The organism is Pseudomonas sp. QD4, assembly GCF_049199125.1.
Classification (GTDB): Bacteria; Pseudomonadota; Gammaproteobacteria; order Pseudomonadales; family Pseudomonadaceae; genus Aquipseudomonas.
In genome coordinates this window covers 1,192,181-1,215,340 of sequence record NZ_JBLZOM010000001.1, presented here as the reverse complement: position 1 = coordinate 1,215,340, position 23,160 = coordinate 1,192,181, and the positions used below count along the sequence as shown (strand labels likewise).

Annotated in this window: 4 protein-coding genes; 2 read left to right on the top strand and 2 right to left on the bottom strand. The window is 67.7% G+C overall.

What is annotated here, in order from left to right; all coding sequences use genetic code 11:
- Both ACOZJV_RS05170 and ACOZJV_RS05165 read right to left on the bottom strand, forming a co-directional pair.
- Positions 1-1,443 carry an efflux transporter outer membrane subunit gene (locus tag ACOZJV_RS05170; RefSeq protein WP_421547583.1) on the bottom strand — a complete coding sequence of 481 codons (1,443 nt, stop codon included), beginning with the start codon at positions 1,441-1,443 and terminating at the stop codon, positions 1-3.
- Between the two features lie 53 nt (positions 1,444-1,496).
- The gene (locus tag ACOZJV_RS05165; RefSeq protein WP_421547009.1) at positions 1,497-2,306 is read right to left on the bottom strand and encodes a helix-turn-helix transcriptional regulator; all 810 of its coding nucleotides are present in this window, start codon (positions 2,304-2,306) and stop codon (positions 1,497-1,499) included.
- Between the two features lie 587 nt (positions 2,307-2,893).
- Here ACOZJV_RS05165 and ACOZJV_RS05160 point away from each other — a divergent pair.
- Both ACOZJV_RS05160 and ACOZJV_RS05155 read left to right on the top strand, forming a co-directional pair.
- Complete coding sequence (locus ACOZJV_RS05160; protein WP_421547008.1) at positions 2,894-9,307, top strand: amino acid adenylation domain-containing protein; 6,414 nt, start codon at positions 2,894-2,896, stop codon at positions 9,305-9,307.
- Positions 9,308-9,599: 292 nt separating this feature from the next.
- On the top strand, positions 9,600-23,160 hold a 13,561-nt coding region (locus ACOZJV_RS05155), incomplete at its 3' end, for an amino acid adenylation domain-containing protein (RefSeq protein ID WP_421547007.1).

Genomic DNA, 23,160 nt, shown 5'->3' with positions numbered 1-23,160 from the left:
CTAGCCGCCGGCGCCGTGCTGCGGCGCCGGCAGCCTGGCCAGTTCGGGGGACTCCTGCCAGCCGCCGCCCAGGGCGGTGTACAGGTTCACCTCGGCCATCAGTTGCGCCAGCCGGTCATTGATCAGGTCCTGCTGTGAGCTGAACAGCGAACGTTGTGCGTCGAGAAACACCAGGTTGCTGTCCAGGCCCATGCGGTAGCGGTGTTCGGCCATGTTGTAGTAGTCCTGGGTCGCCTCCACCAGGCGTCGCTGGGCATCGAGCTGCTGCTGGTAGGTGCTGCGAGCGGCAAGGCCGTTGGACACTTCCTGGAACGCGGTCTGGATCGACTTTTCATACTGGGCGACCCGGATGTCCCTTTGCAGCCGGGAGTAATCCAGGCTGGCCTGCAGGCTGCCGGCGTTGAAGATCGGCAGGTTGATCTGCGGCTGGAAGGTCCAGCCTCCGGAGCCACCCTTGAATAACCCGGACAGTTCCAGGCTGGAAGAGCCGGCGTTGGCAGTCAGGCTGACACTGGGGAAAAACGCCGCGCGGGCCGCACCGATATTGGCGTTGGCGGCCATCAACTGGTACTCGGCCTGGAGGATATCCGGGCGCCGTTGCAGCAGGTCGGAGGGCAGGCCGGCCGGCACGGCGACTATCAGATCGTTGGCCAGGGGCTGACCGGGCAGCGCCGGGGAGACCTCGGCCCCCACCAGCAGGCTCAGGCTGTTCAGGTCCTGGGCCACCTGGCGTTGATAGCGGGCCAGGCTGGCCCGGGCGCTTTCGACGCTGGTGCGCGCTTGCAGCACATCGAGGTTGGACAGCTTGCCGGCGGTGCCGCTGCGCGCGGTCAGGCGCAGGCTTTCCAGGTTGGCCTCCAGGGTCTTGCCGCTCAGCACCAGCAGCTCCTGGTCGGCGCGCCAGGTCAGGTAGGCGTTGGCCACGTTCGCCACCAGGCTGATCTGGGCGCTGCGTTGCGCCTCTTCGGTGGCCAGGTAGCTGAGCATCGCCTGCTCGCTCAGGCTGCGCACGCGGCCGAAGAAGTCCAGCTCGTAGGCGCTGATGCCCAGGGTCGCGGAATAGGACGACTTGATCAGCGGCTTGCCGGTGCCTGTGATGGCGGGCGGCAGGCGCTGGCGGCTGCCGCTGCCGTTGGCGCTCACGGCAGGGAACAGGTCGGCGCGCTGGATCCGGTACTGCGCCTGGAACGCCTCGACATTCAAGGCCGCCACCCGCAGGTCGCGGTTGTTGTCCAACGCGCGCTGGATCAACTGCCGCAAGGTCGGGTCCCGAAACAGCTGATGCCAGTCGGTGCTGCTCGCCAGGGCGCGCGACCCCGTGTCGCCGGGCGCCTGGGGGTAGAGCGCGGGCGCCGGTGATGGCGGTTGATGGTAGTCCGGGATCAGCGAGCAGCCGCCCAGCAGCCACGTCAACAGCACCAGGGACAGGGCCGACCTGGGCAGTGAGCGACTTTCCCCAAGGGTGAAGCAGCTGCCTGATGCCGAAGTGCGGCGGATCACGCGCCGACCATCCACTTGGCCAATCCATGGCGGCCGCTTACCCCCAGCTTGGCGGCGGCACGCTTGAGGTAGGTTTCGATGGAGCTGTTCTTGAGGCTGAGTTTTTCCGCCAGTTGCGGCACCGTGCCGCCGCTCAGCAGCCCCAGGCACACCTCTTTTTCCCGGGCCGAGAGGGTGATGTCATTGCGCGACAGGCGCTCGTCGAACTCGCGTTGCAACAGCGCCTGCTCCGGCAGCGCCGGCAACCCGCCGGCCCAGGCCTGGCCCAGGGCGGCATTGCGGTTGGCCTGGGCGTGACGCTCGATCAGCGGCAGCAGGGTTTGCGACAGGCTCTTGAGAAACGACAGTTCGGACAGGGAAAACACCCGCAGATGGCGCGGTCGGTAAAAGGAAATGACGCACCGTCGATTGGACGTGCGCGACACCAGGCTGCACTGATGGGAGGTTTCGCGGACCGTATGGCGGCTTGCAGGATCGCCGGCCCGGGCGTTCACCTGGATCAGCAGCGCGTCGTCCATTTCGAGCATTTTTTCCAGCAGGGGCTGGGCGTTGCGTTGCCAGGAGGTGGGGCAGGGGCTGTCCTCGCGCAGGGTGGCGCTGCCCAGGGGCTTGATGTCCAGCAGGGAGGCGAGTTCTTCATCGAGGGTCCATTCGCTGAGTTCGACTCGGGTTACCGGAACGCGTTTTTCCACCAGGTGCAGCATATTGGCGGCGAATCGGTCGTTGCCGGTGCTGGAGATGAGCTCGCCCAGTTCGAAGTAGAACGGCGGGCTTTCGATGGTTCCGATACTGCTGGTCAGACTCATATCCTTATCATCCTTGATGTAGACAGATCGTCGAACGTTGAACGGGGGCAGTGCGGGGCTGATCAGTTCTCCATGAAGCTGAGCCAGCACCCGACATTTCATTAAATCCCATGGAATTGTCTGAGGTCTGTACGGGAACACCGGGACAAACGCTGCCATGAAAACCACGGGATTAATTTGACGCTTGCGCTGATTGGCCGCCTTATTGTTCTGGAAAGTGTTCGTAACCTGCTGAAAGTAATGGGTTTGTTTTTTTGACCCGATGACGACCAGGCGAGCGGCGTGCCTGAGCTATGGCGGATTTCCTACAGCCATATAAGCCAAGCTTCTGGAACTTTCTGCTTGCGCCCGATCCAGGCACCCGAGCTGTCCCGACTGGCGCCCAACTGCTTCCTTCCCGGGGCCTAGGCAGCGCGGCAGGTTGTCCGGGTTTCGGGTGTCACGCGGGTGTTGGGGCTGATGCTTAAATCCGGCGATACCCCCCATCGTCGGCGCCGCGCCTGAGGCCAGCACTTCGCGCGCGCTGCGGGGCCATCACATGAGAAGGATCTTATGACGCTTTTTTCTGCCGCCCCGGGTGCCCGTCCATGAACCCGGGCCCAGCGACTCCGCACACCTTTGCCCTGACCGTCGCCCAAAGCGATATCTGGCTCGACCAACTGAGCCGGGCGGATTCGCCGCGTTACAACATCGGCGGCTATGTCGAGCTGGAGGGGCCGGTGGATCCCGGGCTGATGCAGCGCGCCGTCGAGCTCCTGGTGCACAAGCATGACGCCCTGCGCACCGTGCTGCTGGCCGATACCGGCCCCGACGGCCTGCCGTTGCAGACCTTCGCCCGCGAAGTGCCGGTGCACATGCCGCTGCATGATGTTTCCCGGCACACCGAACCGATGGTTCAGGCCCAGGCCCTGATGCAGCAGCAAATGGCCCGGGTCTATGGGCTGTATGGCGCGCCCCTGTTCCGTTTCTTCCTGGTCAAGCTCAGTGCCAACCATTACCTGCTGGGCACCCAGGCCCATCACCTGATTCTCGATGGCTGGGGCTTCGGCCAGATGCTGGATTCCCTGGGCGGAATCTACAGCGCCCTGGTCCAGGGCCAAGCCCCGGAGCTTGAGGCCGCGTCCTATATCGACTTCATCCACGACGACGCGCGCTACCACGGCTCGCCGCGCTACGCCCGTGATCGTGCCTACTGGCTGGACAAATACCGCAGCCTGCCCGAGCCGCTGCTGGTGCCGCGCTATCGCGAGCGTTACCCGCGCCATGGGGCGCCGGGCGGGAGCATGGTCCGGGCCTTCCCCGGGGCCCTGCATGAGCGCATGCAGCAGCAGGCGAAAACCTGGCAGGCCTCGGTCTTTCATGTGCTGCTGGCGGCGCTGTATGTCTACTTCACCCGCACCGGCGAGCGTGACGAATGGGTGGTTGGCTTGCCGATTCTCAACCGCTCCAACGCACGATTCAGGTCGACCCTGGGTCTGTTCACCCAAGTCAGTGCAGTGCGCCTGGCCTTTGGCCGGGAGCTGACCTTTGCCGAGCTGGTGGCGGCGATCCGCGATGGGCTGAAACAGGATTTTCGCCACCAGCGGTTTTCCCTGAGTGAAATGAATCGCGCGCTGGGCCTGTGGCGCGAGGACCGTGGCCAGGTGTTCGACCTTTCGGTGTCCTATGAGCAGGACGACCATGATTACCGTTACGGCGAGGCCCGGGCCCAGGCGATCAAGGTGCCGAACAACCACGAGCCGATGCCGCTGGTGATCCACCTGCGCAGCAACCGCTACAACGACCAGGCGTGGATTCACTACGTCTACAACCAGGCCTATTTTCAGGAGAACGACGTCGAGGCCCTGGCCGAGCGTTTTATCCATGTGCTGGAACAGGGGCTGGCTGACGGCGCGCGGAGGGTTGGCGAGTTTTCCCTGGTCACCGCGCACGAGGCGGTGCAGATCCGGCAATGGAACGCCACAGAGCGTCACTACCCGGACCGCCAGACCCTGCACGGCCTGTTCGAGACCCAGGCGCGGCTGAGCCCGGAAGCGCCGGCGGCGGTGCACGGTTCGCAGTCCGTCAGCTACGCCGAGCTGAATCGCCGCGCCAATCAGTTGGCCCACCTCCTGCTGAGTCAGGGAGTGCAGCCGGGAGACCGGGTGGCGGTCCTGCTGCCACGTTCCCTGCCGTTGCTGGTCAGCCAGTTGGCCATCAACAAATGCGCGGCGGTCTATGTGCCGCTGGATATTCAGGCCCCTGGCCAGCGCCAGGGTTTTATTCTCGAAGACAGCCGGGCGCGGCTGCTGCTCAGCCATGGCGACCTGGCCCTGGAGTGCCGGACCCCGCGCATCGATCTGGAGCAACTTGGCCTTGAACGCCAGCCGGCGCACAACCCGGAGCTGGCGCAGTCGTCGCAAAGTGTCGCCTACCTGATGTACACCTCCGGCTCCACCGGCGTGCCCAAGGGGGTGCTGGTGCCGCATCGCGCCGTCAGCCGATTGGTGCTGAACAACGGTTACGCCGAGTTCAACCGCCATGACCGGGTGGCGTTCGCTTCCAACCCGGCGTTCGACGCCAGCACCCTGGAAGTCTGGGCGCCCTTGCTCAATGGGGGTTGCGTGGTGGTGGTCGAGCAAGAGGTGCTGCTGTCCAGCCAGGCCCTGGCGAAGTTGCTGCTGGAGCAGAACGTCAGCGTGCTGTGGATGACCGCCGGGCTGTTTCATCAGCACGCCGATGGCCTGATGCCGGTCCTGCATCGCTTGCGCTACCTGATAGTCGGCGGCGATGTGCTGGACCCGAACGTGATTGCCCGGGTGCTGGAGCAGGGTGCGCCGCAGCATCTGCTCAACGGCTATGGCCCGACCGAAGCCACGACCTTTTCCACCACCTTCGAGATCCGCCAGGTCGAGGCCGGGGGCATTCCCATTGGCCGGCCCATCGGCAACAGCCACGCCTATGTGCTCGATGCCCGCCAGCAGCCGGTGGCCGTGGGCGTGGTCGGCGAGCTGTATATCGGCGGCGCCGGGGTCGCTCAGGGTTACCTGAACCAGCCGCAGCTGACGGCGGAAAAGTTTCTCGCCGATCCCTTTGCCAGCGATCCCCAGGGGCGGATGTACCGCACCGGCGACCTGGCCTGCTGGCGCGCCGACGGCGTCTTGCTGTACCAGGGGCGCGATGACCAGCAGGTCAAGCTGCGGGGCTTTCGCATCGAGCTGGGGGAGATCGAAAGCTGCCTGGCGACGTGTGCCGGGATCAAGGACGCCGCCGTGCTGCTGCGCGAAGACAGTCCGGGCAACAAGCGTCTGGTGGCTTACTTCACGGTCCATGCCGGCGCTGGCGAGGTGTCGATCAAGAGCCTGCACGCCAGCCTGCAAGGCCGGTTGCCGGAGTACATGCTGCCCTCGGCCTACGTGCAATTGCCGGCGCTGCCGCTGACCGCCAACGGCAAGCTCGACCGCAAGGCACTGCCGCTGCCGGCGGCCTCGGCCGTGCTCAGCCGCGACTACGAAGCGCCCCGGGGCGAGGTCGAAATCACCCTGGCGCAGATCTGGGCCGAGGTGCTCCAGGTCGAGCGGGTAGGGCGCCACGATCACTTCTTCGAGCTGGGCGGGCATTCGCTGCTGGCGGTGAACCTGATCGAGCGCATGCGCCAGGCCGGTCTTGGCGCTGATGTGCGGGTGCTGTTCAGCGAGCCGACTCTGGCGGCGCTGGCGGCAGCGGTGGGCAACAGCCGGGAAGTCCAGGTGCCGGCCAACCGCATTGCCCCGGGTTGCACCCACATCACCCCGCAGATGCTGGCCCTGGTCAGCCTCCAGCCGCAAGATATCCAGCGCATCGTCGCCGGTATCCCCGGCGGCGCGGCCAATGTGCAGGAGATCTACCCTCTGGCGCCCTTGCAGGAGGGCCTGCTGTACCACCACATCAGCGCCGAGCACGGCGACCCTTATCAGCAACACGCAATGTTCGCCTTCGCCAGCCGCGAACGCCTTGAGGCCTTTGCCCAGGCGCTGCAACAGGTGGTGGAGCGCCATGACATCCTGCGCACCAGCCTGGCCTGGGACGGCCTGGAGCAACCCATGCAAGTGGTGTGGCGCGAGGCGCGGCTGACGATGGAGGAGGTGCGGCTGGAACCGCAGTCGGGGGATATCCTCGGGCAGTTGGCCGCACGCTTCACACCCGCGCTGCGCCCGCTGGATATCCGCCAGGCGCCGATGATGGCCATGGCCTGGGCCGAAGACCCGCTGCAACAGCGCTGGATCGGCATGTTGCGCTTCCATCACCTGATCAACGACGCCACCTCGACGGCGGTGTTGATCGCGGAAATCCAGGCCCACCTGCGGGGTCAGCAAGGCCGATTGGCGCCTGCGGTCGCCTATCGCAACTACGTGGCCCAAGCCCGCCAGGCCAGTCGCCAGGCCGAGCACGAAGCCTTTTTTACCGCCTTGCTTGGCGACGTCGACGAACCAACCCTGGCCTTCGGCCTGCAGGCGTATCAAGTGGAGCGCGACGACCAGGAGCAGGTGCAGTGCCTGCTCGACACCGGGCTGGGGCGCCGCCTGCGGCGCCAGGCACGGCAACGGGGGGTGAGTGCGGCGAGCCTCTACCACCTGGCCTGGGCCCAAGTGCTGGGGTGTCTGTCCGGGCGCGATGACCTGGTGTTCGGCACGGTGCTGCTCGGCAGGCTGCAGGCCGGAGAGGGCGCGGACCGGGCCCTGGGCATGTTTATCAATACCCTGCCGCTGCGGGTCAAGCTGGCGGGACGCAGTGTCCAGCAGGCGCTGCGCGAGACCCATGACGGCCTGAGCGCGCTGCTGGTCCACGAGCATGCGGCCCTGGCCCTGGCGCAGCGCTGCAGTGGCGTGGTGGCGCCGACGCCGCTGTTCAACAGCCTGCTCAATTACCGGCATGCCCCGGCCGCCGTGGCCTTGGCCGGGCTGGCGGGTATCGAGCTGTTGAGCAGTGAAGAAATTGTCAGCTACCCGCTGAGCCTGGCGGTGGATGACCTGGGCGCGGGCTTTCGCCTGTCTGCCCGGGCCCCGCGCGCGGTCGGCGCGCAACGTCTGCTGGATTACCTGCAGAGCGCCCTCGACGGCCTGGTGCAGGCCCTGGAACAGACGCCGCAGCAGCCCCTGGCGCAGGTGCCGATCCTGCCGCAGGCCGAACGTCGGCAGCTGTTGCAGGAGTTCAACGCCACCGTCGAGGCCTACCCCCATGACCAGACCCTGCATGCCCTGATCGAGGCCCAGGTCCGACGCACACCCCAGGCGGTGGCCCTGGTGGCCGGCGAGCAGCAGCTGACTTACCACGAGCTCAATGCCCGGGCCAACCAGCTGGCCCATCACCTGCGCGAGCAAGGGGTGCAGCCCGATTCTCGGGTGGCGATCTGCGTCGAGCGCGGGCTGGAACTGCTGGTCGGCCTGCTGGGCATTCTCAAGGCCGGCGGCGCCTATGTGCCGCTGGACCCGGGTTATCCGCCGGAACGCCTGCACTACATGTTGCACGACAGTGCGCCGGTCGCGGTGCTGGTCCATGGCGCAACGCGGGCGCTGATGGAAGGCAGTCGGGTGCCGCTGATCGACTTCGACCGCTGCACCTGGCAGCACCAGCCTCACAGTGATCCCCAGGTGCCGGGGCTTGGGGTTTCGCACCTGGCCTATGTGATCTACACCTCGGGTTCCACCGGCACCCCCAAGGGGGTCATGATCGAGCACCGCGGCCTGGGCAACCTGCTGCACTGGAGTTCGGGCCTGTGCCCGGGGGCGGCCAGCGGCAGCCTGTTGCAGAAGGCCCCGTTCAGTTTCGACGGCTCGGTGTGGGAGCTGTTCTGGCCGTTGAGCATCGGCATGCGCCTGGTGCTGGCGCGCCCCGATGGGCACCGGGATCCGGCGTACCTGGCGCGGCTGATCCGCGAACAGGGGATCACCCTGGTGAAGTTTGTGCCGGCGATGCTGCAGCAGTTCCTCGAGCTGGATGAAGTCAGCCAGTGCCGGAGCCTGACCGACGTCTTCGCCGGCGGCGGCGAGCTGACTGCGGCCATGGCCCGGCGCTTCCAGCAACTGCTGCCCCAGGCTCGCCTGCACAACGTCTACGGGCCCACTGAGGCCACCGTCGACAGCAGCGCCTGGACCCTCGAACCCGGGGCCGAAGTGCCGCCGATCCAGCTGCCGATCGGCCGTCCCATCAGCAATACCCGGCTGTATGTGCTGGATGCCCATGACGCGCCGGTGCCCCTGGGTGTCAGCGGTCAGTTGCACATCGGCGGGGTCGGCGTGGCCCGGGGCTACCTGGGCCTGCCCGAGTTGATGGCCGAGCGCTTTATCGACAGTCCATTCGTGGCCGGCGACCGCCTGTATCGCACCGGCGACCTGGTGCGCTACCGCGCCGACGGCAACCTGGAGTTCCTTGGGCGCAACGACTTCCAGGTCAAGCTGCACGGGCTGCGGGTCGAGCTCGGGGAGATCGAGGCGCGACTGGCCAGCCACCCGGCGTTGCGTGAAGTGGTGGTGCTGATGCGCGACGAGCGCCTGGTGAGTTACTACACCCTGCGCGGCGCGACACCGGCGCCGACGGTCGAAGCCTTGCGCGCCCATGTGCTGGCGCAATTGCCGGAGTACATGGTGCCTTCGGCCTTTGTCCAGCTGGCGGCGTTGCCTCTGAGCCCCAACGGCAAGCTGGACCGCCAGGCGCTGCCGGCACCGGGCCTGGATGCGGTGGTAAACCGGGGTTACGAGGCGCCCGAAGGAACAGTGGAAATCACCCTGGCGCAGATCTGGGCCGAGGTCCTGAAGATCGAGCGGGTCGGGCGCCATGATCACTTCTTCGAGCTGGGTGGCCACTCGCTGCTGGCCGTGAGCCTGGTGGCGCGCATGCGCCAGGCAGGGCTGGAGGCCGATGCGCGGATGCTGTTCAACCAGCCGACCCTGGCGGCGCTGGCGGCGCGGATCCTGGTGCCGGTGCAGCAGGTGGACGTACCGCAGACCACCATTCCCCAGCTCAACCGCAAGCGGCGCCTGTAAGCCGCGCAGACCACCGTCAGGCCCCGCAGTTCGGGCCTGGCGGCCCGGCCGGGGGGCTTGTCCCGGCTTCCCATGTCATGTCCGCAGACGTCGATGGTTTAGTTTTTCGAGCCTGCGGGGTGCCCCGTCGGGCCCGATGTCCCTGTCACTTTTACAGACCACGGCCCACGCGTATCCCAGGTCGGCACCGAGTGCCGGGTGCTTCGGCGCGGCGGTTCGCCGGCGGGGCACAGGTTGCAGCTGAACATGGATTTTCTCGACAACCGTTTCCGAATTCAAAGCAGGTTACCCAATGCACTTCAGCGAATTGATGGCAGTTCTTTCCACCCTGGCGATCCGTCTGCAAATGGAGGACGGCGATCTGGTTATCCTGGGTGATGACGCCGCGCTGGATGATGAGCTGTGGGACAGCCTGGTCCGGCACAAGGCGCAGTTGCTGGAGCTGGTGGCCGAGCATGCCGGCGACTGGTCGAGCCCGGCCTTTCGCATCACCCCGGACATGCTGCCGCTGGTGGACCTGGACCAGGCCGCCATCGAGCGTATCGTCGCCACTGTGCCGGGCGGTGCGGCCAACGTGCAGGACATCTACCCCCTGGCGCCGTTGCAGGAAGGCATGCTCTACCATCACCTGTCGGCGCAGCAGGGCGACCCCTACGTGCTGCAGACGCGCTTCGCCTTTGACTGCCGTGCGCGTTTCGAGGCCTTTGCCCAGGCGTTGCAATGGACCATCGACCGCCACGACATCCTGCGCACCGCCATGGCCTGGGAAAGTCTGGACTCGCCGTTGCAAGTGGTCTGGCGCCAGGCGCGCCTGGTGTGCGAGGAGATCGTCTGCGATCCTCTGGCCGGTGAGGTACTGAGCCAGTTGCAGGCGCGCCACGATGCCCGCCACTACCGCCTGGACCTGCAACAGGCGCCCCTGTTGCGCCTGGTGTTTGCCGAAGACCCGGCCCGGCAGCGGGTCGTCGCGCTGCTGTTGTCGCACCACACCATCCTCGATCACAGCGCACTGGACGTGGTGCGCGAAGAGATTCTGGCCCATATGCAGGGCCGCGCCGGGGAGGTTCCGGTGGCGGTGCCGTTTCGCAATTACCTGGCCAAGGCGCGCATGGGCCAGAGCGATCAGGTGCACGAAGCGTTCTTCCGCGACATGCTCGGCGACATCGACGAGCCGACCCTGCCGTTCGGCCTGCGGGACGTGCAGGGTGACAGCCACGTCATCGACCACCTGCGGGCGCCGCTGGACAGCGCCCTGAGCCTGCGCCTGCGGGATCAGGCGCGGCAGCTCGGGGTCAGTGCGGCGAGCCTGATGCACCTGGCCTGGGCCCTGGTCCTGGGCCAGCTCTGCGGGCGCGACGTAGTGGTGTTCGGCACCGTGCTGCTCGGCAGGATGCAGGCCGGCGAGGGCGCGGATCGGGCCCTGGGGATGTTTATCAATACCCTGCCGCTGCGGGTCGACCTCGGCCACCTCGACGTGCGCGCCGGGGTGCGCGCCACCCACGCTCGCCTGAGCACCATGCTCAACCATGAGCACGCGTCCCTGGCGCTGGCCCAGCGTTGCAGTGGGGTCAACGCCTCGACGCCGCTGTTAAACGCCATTCTCAACTACCGCCACAGCGCCGCCGCCGACCTGGCCGAGGTTATCGAACTGGCCGAAGGCGTGCAGGTGCTGGGCTCCGATGAAGGCAGCAACTACCCGCTGACGTTCAACGTCGATGACCTGGGCGAAGGTTTCACCCTGACCCTGATGGTCGAGCGTTCGATTGGCGTGCAGCGCATCACCGACTACCTGCACACCACCCTGCAGCATTTGGTGGAGGCCCTGGAACAGACCCCGAGCCTGGCCTTGCGCGAGCTGTCGATGGTGCCCGAGGCTGAGCGCGAAAGCCTGTTGCGCGGGTTCAATGCTCACCAGTTGTCGTTCCCCAAGAGCCAGGCCGTGCACCGCCTGTTCGAAGCCCGGGTGGCGAGCCAGCCCGACGCCGTGGCGCTGACCCAGGGCGGGCAGGGCCTGAGTTATGGCGCATTGAATGCCCAGGCCAACCAGCTGGCCCACCACCTGCTGGACATGGGGGTGAAACCTGATGACCGGGTGGCGCTCTGCGTGCAGCGCGGCCCGGCGATGCTGGTGGGGATGCTGGGTATTCTCAAGGCCGGCGCAGGTTATGTGCCGCTGGACCCGGGGTTGCCGGAGGAGCGCCTGCGCTACCTGCTCGAAGACAGCGCGCCCCGGGCGCTGCTGACCCAGGGCGCGCTGCTGGGGCAGTTGCCGACGCTGGACGTGGCGCTGATCGACCTCGACCACCCGCTATGGCGCGAGCGACCGTCCACCGATCTGCCGCTGCCGGCCCTGACTTCGGCACACCTGGCCTATGTGATCTACACCTCGGGCTCCACCGGCCTGCCCAAGGGGGTGATGGTCGAGCACCAGACCCTGGAAAACCTGGTGCACTGGCACAACCAGGCCTTTGACCAGCACCCGGGCAGCCAGGTCTCCAGCGTCGCCGGTTTCGGCTTTGACGCCATGGCCTGGGAGGTCTGGCCGAGCCTGTGCGCGGGGGCGACCTTGCACCTGCCGCCCCGGGAGATCGGCAATGAAGATATCCAGCAACTGCTGGCCTGGTGGCAGGCGCAGCCGCTGGAGGTGAGCTTTTTGCCGACCCCGGTGGCCGAGTACGCCTTCAGCCAGCACCTGCAACACCCGACCCTGAAGACCCTGCTGATCGGCGGCGATCGCCTGCGCCAGTTCAACCAGGGCCAGACCTTCGCCGTGATCAACAACTACGGCCCCACCGAAGCCACGGTGGTCGCCACCTCGGGCGCGGTCCAGGTCGGCCAGGCGCTGCATATCGGCCGGCCGATTGCCAATGCTCAGGTCTACCTGCTGGATGAGCAGTTGCGCCCGGTGCCGGTCGGGGTTGCCGGCGAGCTGTACATCGGCGGCGCCGGGGTGGCCCGGGGTTACCTGCACCGGCCGCAGATGACCGCGGAGCGTTTCCTCGACGATCCGTTCAGCAACCAGCCCCGGGCGCGCATGTACCGCACCGGCGACCTGGCGCGCTGGCTGGCGGACGGCACGCTGGACTACCTGGGGCGCAATGACGACCAGGTGAAAATCCGCGGCATGCGCATCGAACTGGCCGAAATCGAGGCGCGGCTGGCCCTGCACCCCGAGGTCGAAAGCGCAGTGGTCCTGGCCCGGGAAGATGAGCCGGGGCATAAGCGCCTGGTGGCCTACTATCGGCCGCAGCTGGCGCCGTCCGACCTGGATAACGAGGCCCTGCGGGCCTGGCTCCACGAGCAGTTGCCGGAATACATGCTGCCGGCGGCCTATGTCGCGCTGGCCGACTGGCCCCTGACCGCCAACGGCAAGCTCGACCGCAAGGCCTTGCCGGCCCCGGGGCTCGAATCCTTTATCAGCCGCGATTTCGAAGCGCCCCTGGGGCCGGTGGAAACGGCCCTGGCGCAGATCTGGAAAGCGGTGCTCAAGGTCGAACAGGTCGGGCGGCATGACAACTTCTTTGAACTGGGCGGGCATTCACTGCTGGCGGTGAGCCTGATCGAGCGCATGCGCCAGGTCGGCCTGGGCGCCGATGTGCGGATCCTGTTCAGCCAGCCGACCCTGGCGGCCCTGGCGACGGCGGTGGGCAGCGGGCGCGAGGTCGAGGTTCCGGCCAACCGCATTGCCCTCGGCTGCCAGCGCATCACCCCGGACCTGCTGCCGCTGCTGGAACTGAGCCAGGAGGCCATCGACCTGATCGTCGCCAGCGTGCCCGGCGGTGCGGCCAATGTGCAGGACATCTACCCCTTGGCGCCGTTGCAGGAGGGCATTGTGTATCACCACCTGGCTGCCGGGGAGGGTGACCCCTACCTGTTGCAGACCCGTCTGGCGTTTGACAGCCACGAGCGCTTGCAGGTGTTCGCCGGGGTCTTGCAACAGGTGATCGGGCGCCACGATATCCTGCGCACTAGCGTGCTCTGGGAAAACCTGGAACAACCGCTGCAAGTGGTCTGGCGCCATGCCGAGCTGGTGCTGCAAGAGCTGACGCCGGACCCGGCGGGCGGGGATGTGCTGGAGCAGTTGCAACAGCGCTTCGATGCCCGCCATTACCGCCTGGATATCACCCGTGCACCGCTGATCCGTCTGGTGCACGCCTGGGATGCGGCGCAGCAGCGGGTGGTGGCGATTCTGCTGTTCCATCACCTGGCCATGGACCACACCGCCCTCGAGGTGGTGAGCCAGGAGATGCAAGCCCTGATCAGCGGCCAGGGTGCCAGCCTGGGGGCCGCTGCGCCTTATCGCAACTACGTGGCCCAGGCGCGCCTGGGGGTGAGCCAGGCCGAGCATGAGGCGTTCTTCCGGCAGATGCTCGGCGATATCGACGAGCCGACCCTGCCGTTTGGCCTGCAGGATGTGCAGGGCGACGGGCAGCCTATCGAGGAGGCCGCGCGCGCCCTGGAGCCGGCCCTGAACCGACGCCTGCGGGAACAGGCGCGAAGCCTGGGGGTGAGTGTGGCGAGCCTGATGCACCTGGCCTGGGCCCAGGTCCTGGGGCAACTCGGCAACCGCCGGGATGTGGTGTTCGGCACCGTGCTCCTGGGGCGGATGCAGGGCGGCGAGGGCGCCGACCGCGCCCTGGGCATGTACATCAACACCTTGCCGCTGCGGGTCGAAGTCGGCGCCGTGGCGCCACGGGCTGCGGTCAAGGCCACCCACGCCCGGCTCAGCGCGCTGCTGGGGCATGAACACGCGTCCCTGGCTCTGGCCCAGCGGTGCAGCGGGGTGACGGGGGCGGCGCCGCTGTTCAGTGCCTTGCTCAACTACCGCCATAGCCAGGCCGGCACCCAGCCCCAGGCCGGACCGCAGCTGTGGGACGGGATCGATGTCCTGGGGGGCGAAGAGCGCAGCAACTACCCGCTGACCCTGAGCGTCAACGACCGTGGCGACAGCTTTGGCCTGAGCGTGCTGAGCCAGGCGCCGATTGATCCGCAGCGCATCTGCGGCTACATGCACACCGCCCTGGAACACTTGGTGCAGGCCCTGGAGCAGGGGTCGGCGGTCACCCTCGACCAGCTGTCGATCCTGCCGGCGGAAGAGCGCCAACAGCTGTTGCACCAGTTCAACCCGAGCCCTGCGCACTACCCGCGCGGGCAGACCATTCATGGCCTGTTCGAAGCCTGCGCGGCCGCCATGCCCGAGGCCCCGGCCGTGATCCAGGGCGCGCACAGCCTGAGCTATGGCCAGCTCAACCAGAGTGCCAATCAACTGGCCCACCAACTGCTGGCGCTGGGAGTGCAGCCTGATGATCGGGTGGCGATCAGTGTGCGCCGTGGCCCGGACATGCTCCTGGGCCTGCTGGCGATTCTCAAGGCCGGCGCCGCCTATGTGCCGATCGACCCGGCGCTGCCGGACGAGCGCCAGCACTACCTGCTGCAGGACAGCGCCCCGGTGGCGCTGTTGACCCAGGGCGAATGGCTCGGGCGCTGGGCGGCGACCGCGTTGCCACTGATCGACCTCGACCAGCGGCACTGGCTCGGCCAGCCCCGCAGCAATCCGCAACTTGCCGGGCTGACTCCGGCGCACCTGGCCTATGTGATCTACACCTCGGGTTCCACCGGCCTGCCCAAGGGGGTGATGGTGGAGCACCGGACCCTGGAAAACCTGGTGCACTGGCACAACCTGACCTTCGACCAACACCCGGGCAGCCAGGTCTCCAGCGTCGCCGGTTTCGGCTTCGACGCCATGGCCTGGGAGGTCTGGCCGGCCTTGTGCGTCGGCGCGACCCTGCACCTGCCGCCGGCCGAGGTCGGCAATGACAACCTCGAACTGCTGCTGGCCTGGTGGCAGGCGCAGCCGCTGGAGGTCAGCTTCTTGCCGACCCCGGTGGCCGAGTACGCCTTCAGCCGCCAACTGCAACACCCGACCCTGAAGACCCTGCTGATCGGCGGCGACCGCCTGCGCCAGTTCAGCACGGCCCAGACCTTCGCCGTGATCAACAACTACGGCCCCACCGAAGCCACGGTGGTCGCCACCTCGGGCGCAGTCCAGGTCGGCCAGGCGCTGCATATCGGCCAGCCGGTGGGCAATGCCCGGGTTTACCTGCTGGATGAACAGCAGCGTCCGGTGCCCCAAGGCGTGGTCGGCGAGCTGTATATCGGGGGCGCCGGGGTGGCGCGGGGTTACCTGAACCGTCCACAGATGAGCGCCGAGCGCTTTATGGCCGACCCTTTCAGCGCTGAACCCGAGGCCCGCATGTACCGCAGCGGTGACCTGGCGCGCTGGCGCGCGGACGGCAACCTTGATTACCTGGGGCGCAACGACGACCAGGTCAAGGTGCGTGGGGTGCGCATCGAACTGGGCGAAGTCGAGAGCGCCCTGGCCAGCCACGCCGGGGTCAAGGAGGCGGTGGCGCTGGTGCGTGACGCGCGGCTGGTGGTCTATTTCACCGAGCAGGCCGAACAGCTGGATATCGAGCAACTGCACGCCCATCTGCAAGGCCGCCTGCCGGACGCCATGGTGCCGGCGGCCTACGTTCGGCTCGATGCGCTGCCGTTGACCGCCAATGGCAAGCTCGACCGCAAGGCCTTGCCCGAGCCGGGAGCGGATGCGCTGCTCAGCCGTGGCTTCGAGGCGCCCGAGGGCGCGGTGGAAATGGCCCTGGCGCAGATCTGGAAGGAGGTGCTCAAGGTCGAACAGGTCGGCCGCCATGACCACTTCTTCGAGCTGGGCGGGCATTCGCTGCTGGCGGTGAGCCTGATCGAGCGCATGCGCCAGGTCGGCCTCGGCGCCGATGTACGCATTCTGTTCAGCCAGCCGACCCTGGCCGCCCTGGCGGCTGCCGTGGGCAGTGGGCGTGAGGTCGAGGTCCCGGCCAACCGCATTGCGCCCGGTTGCCGGCACATCACCCCGGACCTGCTGCCACTGCTGGACCTGGACCAGGCCGCCATCGAGCGGATCGTCGCCGCCGTGCCGGGAGGTGCGGCCAATGTGCAGGACATCTACCCCCTGGCGCCGTTGCAGGAAGGCATCCTCTACCACCACATCACCGCGCAGCAGGGCGACCCCTATCTGCTGCAAACCCGCCTGGCCTTTGACAGCCTGCAACGCCTGCAGACTTTCGCCGGTGCCTTGCAGCAGGTGATCGAACGCCACGACATTCTGCGCAGCGCGGTGTTCTGGGAGGGCCTGGACACCCCGGTGCAGGTGGTGCAGCGCGAGGCCCGACTGGTGGTGGAAGAGGTGGTGCCGCTGGTGGCGGACGCTGATGTGCTGCAACAGCTCGGCGCGCGATTCGACGCCCGCCACCATCGCCTGGACCTGAGCCGTGCGCCGCTGATCCGCCTGGCCTACGCCCAGGACCCGGCACAGCAGCGGGTGGTGGTGCTGCTGATGTTCCATCACATCGTTCTCGACCACACCGCCTTCGACGTGGTGCGCCAGGAAATGCAGGCCTGCCTTCTGGGCCAGGCCCGGGAGCTGGGGCCGGCGATGCCTTATCGCAACTACGTGGCCCAGGCGCGCCTGGGCGTCAGTGACGAGGAACATGAAGCGTTCTTCCGCGAGATGCTTGGCGATATCGACGCGCCTAGCCTGCCGTTCGGCCTGCAGGATGTGCAAGGCGATGGGCTTGCCATGGAAGAGGTGCGGCACCGGCTGCCCGCCACCCTGAGCCAGGGCTTGAGGCGCCAGGCGCGTCTGCTCGGGGTCAGTGTCGCGAGCCTGATGCACCTGGCCTGGGCCCGGGTGCTGGCGGTGGCCAGCGGCAACCAGCAGGTGGTGTTCGGCACCGTGCTGGTGGGGCGCATGCAGGGCGGTGAGGGGGCCGACCGGGCGCTGGGGATCTTTATCAATACCTTGCCGCTGCGGGTCGATGTCGGTGAGCAGGATGCCCGCGCCGGGGTGCGCGCGGTGCACGCGCGGTTGAGCGCGCTGCTCGGTCACGAGCACGCGTCCCTGGCTTTGGCCCAGCGTTGCAGCGCAGTAGCCGCGCCGCTGCCGCTGTTCAGCGCGATTCTCAACTACCGGCACAGTGCCGGCGCGGCAGCGCCGCTCGACGCGCACCCGGCCTGGCAAGGCATGCAGACCCTGGCCCATGACGGGCGCAGTAACTATCCCTTGAGCCTGAACGTCGATGACCTGGGCGACGACTTGCAACTGGGCGCCATGACCGTGCAGCAGATCGGCGCGCAACGGGTCTGCGGGTACATGCAGACCGCCCTGGAATCCCTGTTGCAGGCCCTGGAGCAACGCTCGCCCATGGCCCTCAAGCACCTGCCGATCCTGGCACCGGCGGAACACGCGCAGTTGCTGCACGGCTTCAACGGCAGCGCGCTTGAATGCAACCTGGAACAGACGGTGCACGGCCTGTTCGAAGCCCAGGTGCAACGCACCCCGGATGCGCCGGCCCTGCAATCGGGCGCGCAATGCCTGACCTACGCCGGGCTCAATGCCCGGGCCAATCAGCTGGCCCGGCATCTGCGTGACATCGGGGTCGGCCCGGATGTGCCGGTGGCGATCTGCATCGAGCGCAGCCTGGAGCTGGTGGTCGGCCTGCTGGCGATCCTCAAGGCCGGCGGTGCCTATGTGCCGCTGGACCCGGCTTATCCGCCGGAGCGCCTGGGCTACATGCTGCACGACAGTGCGCCCGCGGCGCTGCTGGTACACGGCGCGACCCGGGGCTTGGTGCAGTGGGCTGAGGGGCCGCTGATCGACCTCGAGCAAGCGGCCTGGCAGGCGCCTGCGCCAAGCCACCCGGACAGCGCCGATCTCCAGGTGTCGGGCCTGACTGCACGGCACCTGGCGTATGTGATCTACACCTCCGGCTCCACCGGCATGCCCAAGGGCGTGATGGTGGAGCACCGCGGGCTGGTCAACCTGCTGCACTGGAGCTCGGGGCTGTGCCCTGGCGCGGCGCAGGGCAGCCTGTTGCAGAAAACCCCACTGAGCTTCGACGCTTCGGTCTGGGAGGTGTTCTGGCCGCTGACCTCGGGCATGCGCCTGGTGCTGGCGCGCCCGGACGGGCACCGCGAGCCGCGCTACCTGGCGCAGTTGATTCGCGAGCAACGGATCTCGGTGATCCAGTTCGTGCCGGCCATGTTGCAGCTGTTCCTGGAACTGGACGAGGTCAGCCAGTGCAGCAGCCTGACCGATGTGTTCTGTGGCGGCGGCGAGCTGGGCGCGACCCTGGCCCGGCGCTTCCAGGCACGCCTGCCGGGGGCGCGGTTGCATAACGTCTACGGCCCGACCGAGGCCACGGTGGACAGCACGGTCTGGACCCTGGAGCCCGGGGCTACGGTGCCGGCGCTGCAACTGCCGATTGGCCGGCCGATTGCCAATACCCGCCTGTACGTACTGGACGCCGAGGACCAGCCGGTGCCGGTCGGCGCCAGTGGCCAGTTGCACATCGGCGGCGCCGGCGTGGCCCGGGGTTACCTGGGGCTGCCGGGGCTGTTGGCCGAGCGATTCATCGACAGCCCGTTCGTGGCCGGCGACCGCCTGTACCGCACCGGCGACCTGGTGCGCTACCACGCCGACGGCAACCTGGAGTTCCTCGGGCGCAACGATTTCCAGGTCAAGCTGCATGGCTTGCGCATCGAGCTGGGGGAAATCCAGGAGCACCTGGAGCGCTACCCGGGGATCAGGCAAGCGGTGGCGCTGGTGCGCGAAGACGTGCCCGGCGACAAGCGTCTGGTGGCCTACTTCAGCACCCACCCCGAGAGCACCGTGCCCGAGGTCGAGGCCCTGCGCCAACACCTGTTGCAGCAGTTGCCGGAGTACATGGTGCCGGGGCTGCTGGTGCCGCTGCCGGCATTGCCGCTGACGCCCAACGGCAAGCTGGATCGCCAGGCACTGCCGGTGCCGGATTCGTCGGCGCTGCTCAGTCGCGCCTATGAAGCGCCCCAGGGCGAGATCGAAACCACCCTGGCGCGGATCTGGGCCGAAGTGCTCAAGGTCGAGCAGGTGGGACGCCACGATCACTTCTTCGAACTGGGCGGGCATTCACTGCTGGCGGTGAGCCTGATCGAGCGCATGCGCCAGGTCGGCCTCAGCGCCGATGTGCGCATTCTGTTCAGCCAGCCGACCCTGGCCGCCCTGGCGGCTGCGGTGGGCAGCGGGCGCGAGGTCGAGGTTCCGGCCAACCGCATTGCCCTTGGCTGCCAGCGCATCACCCCGGACCTGCTGCCGCTGCTGGAGCTGGACCAGGACGCCATCGACCTGATCGTCGCGAGCGTCCCCGGCGGTGCGGCCAATGTGCGGGACATCTATCCCCTGGCGCCCTTGCAGGAAGGCATCCTGTATCACCACCTGATGGCCGAGCAGGGCGATCCGTACCTGTTGCAGTCGCAGATGGCCTTCGACAGCGTCGAGCGCCTGCAGCTGTTCGCCCGGGCCCTGCAACACGTCATCGAACGTCACGATATCCTGCGCACCAGTGTGCTCTGGCAAGGCCTGGAACAACCACTGCAGGTGGTCTGGCGCCACGCCGAGCTGCACCCGCAGGAAGTGGTGCTGGACGCGGCGGATGGCGATGTACTGGGTCAGTTGCAGCAGCGCTTCGATGCCCGGCACTACCGCCTGGACATGACGCGCGCGCCGCTGATCCAGCTGCTGTTCGCCAAGGACCCGCAACAGCGGAGAGTGGTTGCCACGCTGTTGTTCCACCACCTGGCCATGGACCACACCGCGCTGGAAGTGGTGGGCCATGAACTGAGTGCATTTCTCGCCGGGCAAGGCGCGAGCCTGGGCGCGGCGGTGCCTTATCGCAATTACGTGGCCCAGGCACGGCTGGGGGCCAGCGAGCAGGAACACGAGGCGTTTTTCCGCGACATGCTGGGGGACGTCGACGAGCCGACCCTGCCATTCGGCCTGCAGGATGTGCAGGGCGACGGGCGTGATATAGAGGAAGTCAGCCAGCGGCTGGAGGCCGATCTCAGCGGGCGTATCCGCAGCCAGGCGCGGGGCCTCGGGGTGAGTGCCGCGAGCCTGTTCCACCTGGCCTGGGCCCGGGTGTTGAGCGTGACCAGCGGCCAGCGGCACCCGGTGTTCGGCACCGTGCTGATGGGCCGCATGCAGGGCGGCGAGGGCGCCGATCGGGCCCTGGGGATGTTTATCAATACCTTGCCGCTGCGGGTGGATATCGACGCCACCTCGGTGCGCGACGGGGTGCGGGCGACCCATGCCCGGCTCAGCGCACTGCTCGGCCACGAGCATGCGTCCCTGGCCCTGGCCCAGCGCTGCAGCCAGGTGGCGGCGCCGCTGCCGCTGTTCAGCGCCATGCTCAACTACCGCCACAGCGCCCAAGCGCAGTCGGTTGCCCAGGCGCCGTGGCAGGGCATCCACACCCTGGCCAGCGAAGAGCGCAGCAACTACCCGCTGAGCCTGAACATCGATGACCTGGGGCAAGACTTCCGCCTGAACGTGATGACCCCGGCGCGAGTCGGCGCCGAGCGCGTGTGCGGTTATATGCGCACCGCCCTGGAAAGCCTGGTCCAGGCCCTGGAGCAGGCACCGCACAGCGCCGTAGAGCAGCTGTCGATCCTGCCGGCCGCCGAGCGCCGGCAACTGCTGGGCGCCGGCCATGGCAGCCGCGAGCACCATGCCGTCGAGCAGACCCTGCATGGCCTGTTCGAGGCCCAGGTGCTGCGTACGCCGGACGCGGTGGCAGTGCGCGTCGACGCGCTGCAACTGAGTTATCGCCAGCTCAACGCCCGGGCCAATCAGGTGGCCCATCGCCTGCTGGGCCTGGGCGTACAGCCGGATGATCGGGTGGCGATCTGCGTCGAGCGCGGGCTGGAGATGATCGTCGGCCTGCTGGGGATCCTCAAGGCCGGCGCCGGTTATGTGCCGATCGATCCGAGCTACCCCGCAGAACGCATCGCCTACACCCTGGCTGACAGCGCCCCGGTGGCGCTGCTGGTGCAGGGCGCGACCCAGGCCCTGGTCGGCGAGTGCCCGGTGCCCCGGATCGACCTCGACAGCCATGCCCTGCGCGACGAGCCGCAGCACAACCCGCAGCTGCCGGGGCTCAAGGTCGAGCACCTGGCGTATGTGATCTACACCTCGGGCTCCACCGGCCTGCCCAAGGGGGTGATGGTCGAGCACCGCCAGGTGACCCGGTTGTTCGCGGCGACCCAAGGCTGGTTCGGCTTCAACCGCCGTGATGTGTGGGCGCTGTTCCACTCCTTTGCCTTCGACTTCTCGGTCTGGGAAATCTACGGCGCGCTGCTGCACGGCGGGCAGTTGCTGGTGGTGCCGCAACGGATCAGCCGCTCACCGGACGAGTGCTATGAACTGCTGTGCGACGCGGGGGTGAGCATCCTCAACCAGACCCCGAGCGCGTTCCGCCAGTTGATCGCGGCCCAGGGTCGCAGCGACCGTAAGCATTCCCTGCGCCAGGTGATTTTCGGTGGCGAAGCCCTGGACCCGGGCATGCTCAAGCCCTGGTACGAGCGCGTCGGCAACGCCGGCACGCGCCTGGTGAACATGTACGGCATCACCGAAACCACGGTGCACGTGACCTATCGCGCCCTGGAAGTTGCCGATGCCCTGGTGCCGGGTGTCAGCCCGATAGGTGGGCCGATCCCCGACCTGCAGCTGTACCTGCTCGACCCGCAGCGCGAACCGGTGCCGGTGGGGGTGGTCGGCGAGCTCTATGTCGGCGGCGCCGGGGTGGCCCGCGGGTACCTGAACCGCGAGGCCTTGAGCGCCGAGCGCTTTATCGCCGACCCGTTCCACGCAGGCTCCGGCACGGTTGCGGGGCGCCTGTACAAGACCGGTGACCTGGGCCGCTGGCTGGCCGATGGCAGCCTTGAATACCTGGGACGCAACGACGACCAGGTGAAGATCCGCGGCTTCCGCATCGAGCTGGGGGAAATCCAGGCCCAGTTGGCGGCCTGCGAGGGCGTGCGCGAGGCCCTGGTCATCGCCCGCGAGGACGAACCCGGCGAACGACGCCTGGTGGCCTACCTGATTGCCGAGGACGGCCATGGGCCGAGCGCCGCGCACTTGCGTGAGCAACTGCTGGGCAGCCTGGCCGAATACATGCTGCCCAGTGCCTTTGTCCTGCTGCCGGCCTGGCCCCTGACTGGCAACGGCAAGCTGGACCGCAAGGCGTTGCCGATGCCCGATGACGCGGCACTGGCCCGACGCGGCTACCAGGCCCCCCAAGGCGAGGTGGAGCAGCGGATTGCCAGCCTGTGGCAAGACCTGCTCAAGGTCGAGCGGGTCGGGCGGCATGACAACTTTTTCGAGCTGGGCGGCCATTCGCTGCTGGCGGTCAAGTTGATGGAACGCATGCGCCAGGCGCAGCTGCGGGCCGATATACGGGTGCTGTTCAGCCAGCCGACCCTGGCGGCCCTGGCGGCGGCCGTGGGCGGGGAGCCCGAGGTGCAGGTGCCGGCCAATCTGATCGGCGCCACCTGCACCGCGATCACCCCCGATATGCTGCCCCTGGCCGACCTCGACCCGGCGGCCATCGAACGTGTGCTGGAGCGGGTGCCGGGCGGTGTCGACAACGTGCAGGATATCTACGCCCTGGCGCCGCTGCAGGCGGGGATCCTCTATCACCACCTGAGCAGTCAGGTCGGCGATCCGTACCTGCTGCAGTTGCAGCTCGGCTTCAGCGGCCTGGCGCAGGTCAAGGCCTTTATCGACGCCCTGCAAGGGGCGATTGCCCGGCATGACATCCTGCGCACCAGCCTGGTCTGGGACTGCCTCGACGAGCCGGTGCAGGTGGTCTGGCGCCAGGCGCCGCTGGCTGTGGAGCGGGGGGGGGGCGGCCCCCCCGGCGCCCCAGTGGTGGGGCCCGTTGAGCACCCCGTGGGCCCCCCCCCATTAACCCACGACCAGGGGG

What these genes read in the sequence shown, in the direction of transcription:
- ACOZJV_RS05165 (WP_421547009.1), bottom strand. Translation starts at nt 2,306, where the DNA reads ATGAGTCTGACCAGCAGTATCGGAACCATCGAAAGCCCGCCGTTCTAC.
- ACOZJV_RS05160 (WP_421547008.1), top strand. Translation starts at nt 2,894, where the DNA reads ATGAACCCGGGCCCAGCGACTCCGCACACCTTTGCCCTGACCGTCGCC.